The sequence below is a fragment of the Chryseobacterium sp. HNCC26DJ238 genome, assembly GCF_057180465.1.
The window spans coordinates 1-9,071 of record NZ_JBXUGI010000036.1 but is presented as its reverse complement, the minus strand read 5'-3'; the positions used below and the strand labels follow the sequence as shown (position 1 = coordinate 9,071).

Below are 9,071 nucleotides of genomic sequence, written 5' to 3'. Positions count from 1 at the left end.
ACCATTGTACTTATAATTCTGATATCCTCCCAAAAGAGCTTTATTAGCTCCAATATGATTCAACCCAAATGCATAGTAATTGTTAACATCCATCACTTCAATTGCGCCTTGGCTGTTTTTTGCATAACTGACCCTCGCATTTCCAAGGTGATCCCTGTATTGGTAAATGTAGCGATTTTCTGTAAAACTGAAAAATCCTTCTGAAGTACCCATGAAATCAAGTACGAAAGCAGATTCAAATCCTATTGGCTGTTGAGCCACCTTCCGGTAGGCACGCTCTTCGTAGGCAAATTCAGCGGCGATGAAACGGTTTTGTCTAACTTCTAAAAAATTTGAAGTAATACAGGATATAAAAGAAGAAGATAAAGCGTTTATCACAAGATTTCTTGACCTTACAATATGTGATTAAAAAGCTAAAAAGAATACTGTAGAAATATTCTGTGCTATATAACATAAAAAAACCTCGCAAAATACGAGGTTTTTTTATCAGTCACGGAATGTTTTTTTTATTTACTATCTTGTAAATATGAACAATCTCTAAAAAAAGGATATGTAGTTTTCAGAAATTTAGATGTTTTTCCTTCTTCATCATAATAATATTGTTCTTTACTGTTCCTAATTAATATCCATGATTTGAGAGTATAATCTGAATATAGAGTATCTTTTGGAGTTATAAAAGCATAAATGTATTCATGCAGTGAACTATTAGATGTTTCTTTATATTTTTCTATATCGGAAAGAAATGCTGCTCTTTCCATAAACAAAAACATATGCTCGTCAGTATGCGTCCAAAATATTTCAGGATTAATATCAGTAGAATAACTATCTACTCCCATAAATTTTATTATTTTGATCGGTTTTGAAAAACTTGAATCAGCGTTTGGTCTAATGCAAGAAATTATAAAAAATAATAAAATTATTGAAACTAATTTCTTCATATTTTTTACTTTTTTATTTTATTTGATAAAACTCCAGAAGTTATTATATCATAACCTTGATGATTAGTTCTTGGGCTTTTTTTGAGATTCATATTTATTTTTGTTGAGATTCCTGTTGTGTATTTTTCTTCTGCATTTTTAAAATAAGGAGATCCTTGTCGAGTAGAAATATCATTTACTCTTGCTTGATATTCATTAGTTGTTTTTGATCCATTTGTACTAGTTGTAAAATTATATGCATGAACCAAATCATGACCTAAAAGTGATGTCGGAGAGTTAACTCTTGAAGTTTTTGAAAGTTTTCCACTTTCAGACTGTTTTTTTAAATCGTTATATGAAGAGTCATTGACATCATCAAACAAAGCGCCTCTATTAGCTGAAAATTTCAAAGTTACAATATTCTTAAAATCATTAGAATTAGATTTTTTATCTTGCAAATTTATACCATAAGAAAAAGAAGTAGAACAATTCTCACAAGCTTCAATTATAGACAATTCATGTTTATCCGAAATTAATGTTTCCAAAACATTTACTTGATTCCCATCGACTTCAATATTTGAAGCAACATATAATGCATCAAGTGCTTTATATGTATTTGCTAAAAAGCTATCCTTTATTTTTGAATAATCTCTATTTTTTTGATAATTGTATTCTTGTTGATTTTTATTATCATCTCCACTATATAATGATCTTATTTGCGTCTGGATCGATAAACGCAATCGCGAGGTTTTATAAATTTACTTATTACTATAATATTTTCCTATAGTGTTGAGTGATATAAAAGTGGGAGGTATTTGCTTATAATTTGAAGATTTATATAACGTATCCTTTTCTATTATTATAAAAGCTCCCAATTGCTCCATACTAGAAACAGAGGGCTTCTTAGAAATTACATTAAATACGTATTTATTATTAATCTTAATCTCCTCCACAGATTTTATTTTAGGCTTAGTATAGTTATTTTTATTATAATAATTCTCCTTTAATGATAAAACAAACACAGTGTCTTTCTTTTTGATTTAATGCTTTAAATTTAAATGCATATTCATATTCTTGAATATCTATTATAGAGCAAGTAATAAAAGATTTGTTATTTTGTTTTTTCTCTAAAGAGGAACACGTAATAAAAGCAAATACAAAAGTGGAATATAAAATTATACTTTTCATTTTTTCTTTGATAAATCATTAATTAATAATTCCACATTCAATCCCGGCACAATAGGATGTGGCTTATTTAAATATAGTTTTCCATCTGTTGGATCTTGTGAGGTTGTAGGAGCAATATGTCTAGGATCTATTTTTTCAGTTTGATCGTGAGCTTTTTCATAGGCTTTGAATTCAGTTGTTGTATTATCAAATGTAGGAGCTCCAACTCCTGGCGAATCAACCCCACCAATGTAAGATTCAATGACTTCGTGCAATACAGAAGTCCCTTTTTGAGCCCCATAAAAATCGTCTATTTTTTGTGTTTGTTCAGGATTTACAGTTTGAGTAGTATATGTTTTGCCATCTGCTCCAACAGTACTGCCTCCATAAGCCCCGCCAATGTACCAATTACCAGATTTGGTAAAATTTGAAGAAGTAGCATCAACTTGTACAATAACATTTGAGTCTGTTGTTGCGGTTAATAACTTTTTATCAGCATCGGTTTTTGCTTTTCCTGTTGCTGTAACCTACCACTATTATCCATTTTCAATTTTAAGGATGTTGATTGTTGTAATTGTTTAAAAGCTTCTTTTTGCTTATCTCCTGTAATAACAACATCGGTTACACCACGTCCATCAGGATCAATCCAACGAATGGGATTATTCACTGCATAATTATAAGTAGAATGTCTTCGGTATTTTTCCGCCAACGGATCCACAACTCCCCATCTACCAATATCCGGTATATAGAATCTCGCTCCATAATCATACATTCCGGTCTCCTGAATTTCCTTGCCATTGTACTTATAATTGTAATAGCTTCCCAGATAACCTTTATTAACACCACCTATGTGATTAAGTCCGAAAGCGTAATAATCATTCGTATCTGTAATTTCTACAGTGCCGTCTGTTTTTTTAGCATAACTCACCCTTGCATTTCCAAGGTGATCCCTGTATTGGTAAATGTAACGATTTTCTTTAAAACTGAAAAATCCTTCTGAAGTACCCACAAAATCAAGCACGAAAGCAGATTCCAATCCTATTGGCTGTGGAGCCACCTTCCGGTAGGCACGCTCTTCGTAGGCAAATTCAACCGGACAAAACATGCATGGAGTTGTAACCTGAGTCTGGTTATAGTGAAACCCATCAAGATAATCAGTAATTTTGGTAGTGACATTTCCTGAACGCTCCGGAATTGAGGTAAACTTTTTTCTGAGCTTTACACCGTCTGCCCTGTAGAGATAATTCATATCATAACTTCCAAAAGCAGGATTGTATGGCTGAAAAATCGACATTTTGAGGGAAGGTTCAAATGATTGTAACGCATATTAAATAGACCTTTATCAGGCATAGCGGGGAACTTACGGTTTCGGAACTTAGTAAAATGGCTAAACTTTTTAATCTCACTACAAATCAGATTATTAATTACAATGAAAATATAATTCCTAAAGAGATTGTAATTGAAGATAAATCGACTCTCGAACAAATGGAACTCATTCAGCAGCTCGACGAAGAAGACAAAAGCACCGTCTTTAAAATCATCGATAAAATGCTTACTACTAAAAAATTTAAAGACTTCTTTAATAAAAATGTAGCTGCATTATAAAAAACAATAGGTAAAAACCTACAGTAAAGCGGTGGGTTTTTACCTATTGTTTTTTTTACATAAAAGAACGAGCTTTATTAGTATAAGCTACAATATACCTTTCACCATGTTTTTCTAAATAAATAAATTTATACAATTTTAGTTTTTCTGTGGGAAGCAGAATATTTTTATTATCTATAGTTATTAAAACATCACTGCTATTTTCTATTATGCAGGAGTCAGCGAAACCTAGTTGCTCAAGAGTTTCTATCTTTCTGTCAAAAATAATTTTTTCGCCAATAGCAACTTTAACATGATTATCATTAAAGCTTTCTGTAAAATACAGTATGGTTTTTTCATTTTCTAATTCAAATTTTTTAATTAACAAATTTGATCGTTTATCATCTTCAAGTAAACTACCTTTCTCATACACTTGCTTAATATTTGAACAACTGTAAAGTAATAAAACTAAAAATGTAAATTGTAAATATTTAATTATTTTCATTTATCTTCTTTTTTCTGTTGTTGCTCTATTAAATCTGTTATTTGGGTTCTTTGGGCTGGGCTAATTTGAGTACCCTTAGGAGTAATTTTTAATAAACTTCGAGGATTCTTTATTGTTTCTTTATCTGTGTGTCTTAATCCCAATTCATGACCTGTTTCATGAGCACCAGTAATTGAAACAGTAGCTATATTTGAATTCTCCCAGTCAATGTATCCATCTTCATTCCATTTTATACCACTTGTTAAACCCATATTGATTTGAGTTCTATTATTCTGAGTATCACCAATTTTATCGGTCAATCCATCTGTAGTAACATTTGCCTGATCTTTAGCATTCTTACTTAATTTGTCAGCTTTTTCAACTCCATTTAAGTCTAAACCCATATTATACTCCCATGAAATGGTAGATTTTGTACTTTGGTTAAAAGTAATATTCACTTGATTTCCTTTAGAATCTTTTCCACTATAAGAAGATACAATTTGAGCTTCACGATCTCTTGCCAGAGCAGACATTTGCTCCTTAGAAATAGCTCCCGGTGCGTTATTAACAGTTTTATAGGTAAGATGCCAGTTAACGGTTTTATTTTCTAAGTTTCGGCTTGACACCCATTCCAATCCTTCTAATTCCCTACCATCAATAACCCTATTTTCAGCAAATGCATAAGGACTGTTATATGTAAATTTTTCAGCCAAAGGATCTATATTAAAGAACCTTCCAACGTCCGGCATATAATTTCGCCATTTAAACGAGTAAAAACCAGTCTCTTGTAGCTCTTGTCCTTGGAACTTATAATTGTAAGTAACCTCGTGAAATACGAGGTTACTTATTATCTACTACATGATAAAATCGTACGTAAGGATGAGCTTTTATCTACTTTGAAATTACTAACTTGAAAAATCTGATTAATAATAAAAATGAGGTTTATTGGACATTACTACAAAATATTTTTTCTCTTTTTTATTTATATAAACATATTTGTAGTCTTTAATATTTGGTATTTCCAACTTAATAACTACCTCTGGCAATATAATTTTTATACCATTTTTCGGTAACTCCTTAAAAGAATAATATTTTGCCAATCCAATAATATTATCTGTTGTTATATCATCACTATATTTTTCCCTTGAATCTACCAAAACCTTAATCTTCTCATTAATAAAACCCGATTCAAGAAATATATTTAACTTTTCTTCTATATTAAATCTTTTTTCCATTTCATTTAAAACTATACTTCTATTTTCATAAACATACTTAATACTTTGTGATTTACATGAAACGAAAGATAAAAGTAGTAAGAATAAAAAGTAATTTAATTTATACTTACTCAATAGAAAAAGGCGTGACGTATTTATTTTCATCTGTTTGGATATTTGTCGTTGTTGGAATGTTTTTTTGCATTTCGTTTAATTGTATCGGACTTATTTTTGATCCATCGTTCATAATATTATCATAAGTCATAGAGCTTACTACTTCAGCGTTATTATTAGGATCATTCCCATGCCTTAATCCTGTGGTATGCCCCACCTCATGAGTACCTACTCCTGCTGTACCATCTTTCAAAAACGAAAGAACCTGAATCCTATTGCTTTGAGAGTTCCCAATTTTATCGACTCTTCCCAAAACTAATGGGCTGGATCCTCCTTCAATTTTATCTACGAATTCGATATAATAGTCAGTAACAGGATTCACTTTATCTACATATTCAACCGTGGTACTTAATGTTTTTGCAATACCTTTGCTATCAGTTCCTGAATAGGTGTTTTCGGTTTGTTTCATTATTTCATTTGTTCTAATTTTCATTTGATCAGTTGTCATCGTAGAACTGCTATTTAATACTTTAAAATGAGCAGAATTGTCAATTCTCTGACTTCCATCCGTATTTTTATAATGAATACCTGACCACTCCAAACCTTCTAATTCTCTGCCATCTATAACTCTATTCTCGGAAAAGTTATAGTGTGATTGATAAGAATACTTTTCCGAAAGCGGATCAATATTAAAGAACCTTCCTAAATCGGGCATATAATTCCTCCATTTAAATGAATAAAAACCAGTCTCTTGTAACTCTTGTTCCTGAAACTTATACTGATAAGCATTCTGAGTTGTCGCTGTATAATTATGCAGCAAACCGAAAGGATAATAGTTATTGACTTCAACTATTTCTCCCGGCTTCCAGTAATCAATACAGTTCGGCGGGTTCCATGGTGACCACGGTCCATCACACTGCTGGTAATAATATGTTCTCGGCTGAATAACTCCATCCTTACTCGTATCACTATAACTTAATCTTACATTACCCAGATGATCTGTGTAATTATATATGTACTGATTTTGCAGTACATCATAATATCCTTCCGCTGTAGGAATAATTCTCAGTTTCATTACCGCAATCTCGTCAGGATCGATCACAACGAATCCTCCATCTGAACCTTCTGAAGGTTTGGTTGACTTATACTGAAATCCATCAAGATAATTCGTTTCTATGTCTCCAAAGAGCTTCTTTACTTTTACTCCGTCAGCACGGTAAGTGTAATCCGTTACCTGAGCATTCTGATTAATCTTTACAGGTAAATTTAGATAATTATATTGAATTGAAGAAATACCCTTATCCAGATGTTTAGTCATGTTTCCGTTACCGTTTAAAATACCGTTATCATATTCAATGGCATTGTGATTCGCCAGATAAGGATAACCGTTGCTGTTTCCTGTCTGCTCTTCCGTTACTTTGATAAGCCTGTTTCCTGCGTAATCGTATTTCAGATCATCTATTTTCAGCGCAGTGGTTCCGGAAACAAGTTCCGCTGATCTTTGCAGTCTTTTAATATTTCCGTTAAGGTCATAATCATTAATTTCAAAATATTCCTTAGCTCCTTCAAAACCGCTTCTCTCATAAAACCCGGCAGACAACCTGTTTAAAGGATCATAGGTATAAGCATATCTTTTTAAGGGTTCATTGTATTCTGTTAAGGTTTTCCAGAATACTTCAGCTATATTTCCATTGTATTTTGGCTTTACTTTCAGGTCTGCAAAATCGGAATTAGGGTTTTCAGATCCTTCCCTTATATTATAATTGATTTTATAACCAAATAGATCATCTCCTAAATTTGAGGGATCATTGATCTTCGTCATCCATCCACGAATGTTGTATTTATAATCAACCGCCTGCAGACCGCTTCCCAAATTCATCCCGCCGACCTTTTTAGTTTGAAGTTGTGAGAGTTCGTTATATTTATTCTGTACCAGGTATTCCACAGGCTGATTATCCACCTGATGCGTATGCACCAACAACCTGTTCTGATAGTCATAGGTGAAGTTTTCGGTAATGACTCTTTCCGTATCAACAGCTAATCTTTTGTGACGGGTGACCACCTGTTTCGGGGTTCCCGAGAAATCAAGCTCTGATTCTGTTTTGGTATAGCCTCCCAGGTGATTAACAGAATGGCTTCCTATTACTCTTCCTTTAGTATCGTACCACGTATAAGTCTTCGTCCAGTTATCATCCTCAATATTTTTTATATATGAAGCAGTCGGAAATGATTTCGTGCTGATTGCTGAATTCTGAGCATCCTGAGGCAGAACATTCTGCCCTAAAATCTGGGTAGGAATAGCAGATATATCAGAAGGATACTTATCATAATAGTTTATATTCAAAACTTTATAAATATTTGCATTCGGATATGCATGCTGATTGGTATAGTAGACAGGCATTCCACTGTTAGTCCAGTATAATTCAATCATATACTCATAATTTAATCCTTTCGCATCTGTATTGAGCTGTTCGGTTATGCGTGAAGAGCCGTCAGATATTCCTGAAAGAGCTACTCTGCCAAACTGATCATACTTGGTAAACAGCCACTGTCCCTTTTCTCTACTATTCGCATCCTGAGTCAATACCAGCCTGTCCTGTTTATCATAGACCATATATTCCCATCCTTTCCCGGGAATCTTCTTTTCGACCGGACGGTTCCTGGTGTCATATTTATATCGGTAGCAGAGATTGTTCAGGGTGGTTTCATCCACCGCATTTGCGGCTACTGCCAGAGGCGGGATGACATACGCCAGTTGGTTGTAGTCATTGTAGACGTAATAAGTATCAGCACTGGCTGTCCCATCCAGCATTTTCCTCAGGAGGATTGTCTGACCCCGGCCGTTTTTAAATTCAACCGTTTTATTTCCGTCTTCATCGGTTACCGTATTTTTATAAAGCTGATTCGCTCCGTAACCGGTTGCCGACAAAGTGATCTGTGATTCAAATGTTGAATAATTAAAGGTTGCGGTATATTTTTTTACTTCTCCTTCTGTGTTGGCATCATATTCAAATTTAACGGGTTTATTATTCCAGTCTGTTCCCACCTGGATCTGCTGCTGAATGCGGTCCAAGGGGGAGTTCTCAAGGATCTTCTCCGCATAGAATTTCTCAGATCCGTAGATCTCAGGCTGCGTCGCATTGGCAAGGGGATTGGGAACGATGGCTCCGTTTAAAGTATTCGACTGCGGTACAGGAAGGTAATCTTTTACCTGTCTTCCGAATCCGTCGTATTCGATGTGTGTCACCACATCTTTCTGGGTGGGAGAGGCTTTGATATTGACGACTTGTTTGGGTCTTCCCAAACCGTCTATATACTGAACAGTTTCCACACTTTTTGGATTGGGAAGGGCAGGATCAGAGAGATAGGTCTTGGAATAGACGTAATTTTCGTTCGTGCTAAGATTTGTGCTCTGTGCATGGGACAGGCCCACTACAAACAGGGCACTGACCGGGATGATTATTTTTTTCATGAGATGTGTTTTAGTGTTTATAATTGTATTTGAATTCTTTCAGGATCTTGCCTGTTGCATTATTCTCCCTTATTTCTTTAAGCCTGTTGGCAGTATCGTAGAGATAGACTTCCCTGATT

Annotated in this window: 10 protein-coding genes; 1 reads left to right on the top strand and 9 read right to left on the bottom strand. The window is 34.0% G+C overall.

What is annotated here, in order from left to right; genetic code table 11:
* The 5 genes from AC2A07_RS19475 to AC2A07_RS19455 form a co-directional block, all read right to left on the bottom strand.
* Positions 1 to 378: hypothetical protein (locus AC2A07_RS19475; RefSeq protein WP_484051768.1), on the bottom strand; the 378-nt coding region annotated here is incomplete at its 3' end.
* A gap of 128 nt (positions 379 to 506) precedes the next feature.
* Positions 507 to 938: a hypothetical protein gene (locus tag AC2A07_RS19470; protein ID WP_484051767.1), complete on the bottom strand. Its 432-nt coding sequence runs from the start codon at positions 936 to 938 to the stop codon at positions 507 to 509.
* A 5-nt stretch (positions 939 to 943) separates the two neighbouring features.
* Positions 944 to 1,657 (bottom strand): hypothetical protein, encoded by a 714-nt coding sequence (locus AC2A07_RS19465; protein ID WP_484051766.1) that lies wholly within the window; start codon positions 1,655 to 1,657, stop codon positions 944 to 946.
* 444 nt (positions 1,658 to 2,101) lie between these two features.
* Positions 2,102 to 2,359, bottom strand: a complete 258-nt coding sequence (locus AC2A07_RS19460) for a hypothetical protein (RefSeq protein WP_484051765.1) — start codon at positions 2,357 to 2,359, stop codon at positions 2,102 to 2,104.
* Between the two features lie 203 nt (positions 2,360 to 2,562).
* Positions 2,563 to 3,378, bottom strand: a complete 816-nt coding sequence (locus tag AC2A07_RS19455; RefSeq protein ID WP_484051764.1) for an RHS repeat-associated core domain-containing protein — start codon at positions 3,376 to 3,378, stop codon at positions 2,563 to 2,565.
* Positions 3,379 to 3,467: 89 nt separating this feature from the next.
* Here AC2A07_RS19455 and AC2A07_RS19450 point away from each other — a divergent pair, with 89 nt between their 5' ends.
* Positions 3,468 to 3,689, top strand: coding sequence for a helix-turn-helix domain-containing protein (locus tag AC2A07_RS19450; protein WP_484051763.1), 222 nt, complete (start codon positions 3,468 to 3,470; stop codon positions 3,687 to 3,689).
* Positions 3,690 to 3,744: 55 nt separating this feature from the next.
* Here the strand turns inward: AC2A07_RS19450 and AC2A07_RS19445 are convergent, their stop codons facing one another.
* The 4 genes from AC2A07_RS19445 to AC2A07_RS19430 form a co-directional block, all read right to left on the bottom strand.
* Positions 3,745 to 4,173, bottom strand: a complete 429-nt coding sequence (locus AC2A07_RS19445; RefSeq protein ID WP_484051762.1) for a hypothetical protein — start codon at positions 4,171 to 4,173, stop codon at positions 3,745 to 3,747.
* Positions 4,170 to 5,000: an RHS repeat-associated core domain-containing protein gene (locus AC2A07_RS19440; protein WP_484051769.1), complete on the bottom strand. Its 831-nt coding sequence runs from the start codon at positions 4,998 to 5,000 to the stop codon at positions 4,170 to 4,172. The genes AC2A07_RS19445 and AC2A07_RS19440 overlap by 4 nt, the downstream gene beginning before the upstream one ends.
* 75 nt (positions 5,001 to 5,075) lie before the next feature.
* Positions 5,076 to 5,387 (bottom strand): hypothetical protein, encoded by a 312-nt coding sequence (locus AC2A07_RS19435; protein WP_484051761.1) that lies wholly within the window; start codon positions 5,385 to 5,387, stop codon positions 5,076 to 5,078.
* A gap of 106 nt (positions 5,388 to 5,493) precedes the next feature.
* Positions 5,494 to 8,952, bottom strand: a complete 3,459-nt coding sequence (locus AC2A07_RS19430) for a DUF6443 domain-containing protein (protein WP_484051760.1) — start codon at positions 8,950 to 8,952, stop codon at positions 5,494 to 5,496.
* Positions 8,953 to 9,071 lie beyond the last annotated feature (119 nt).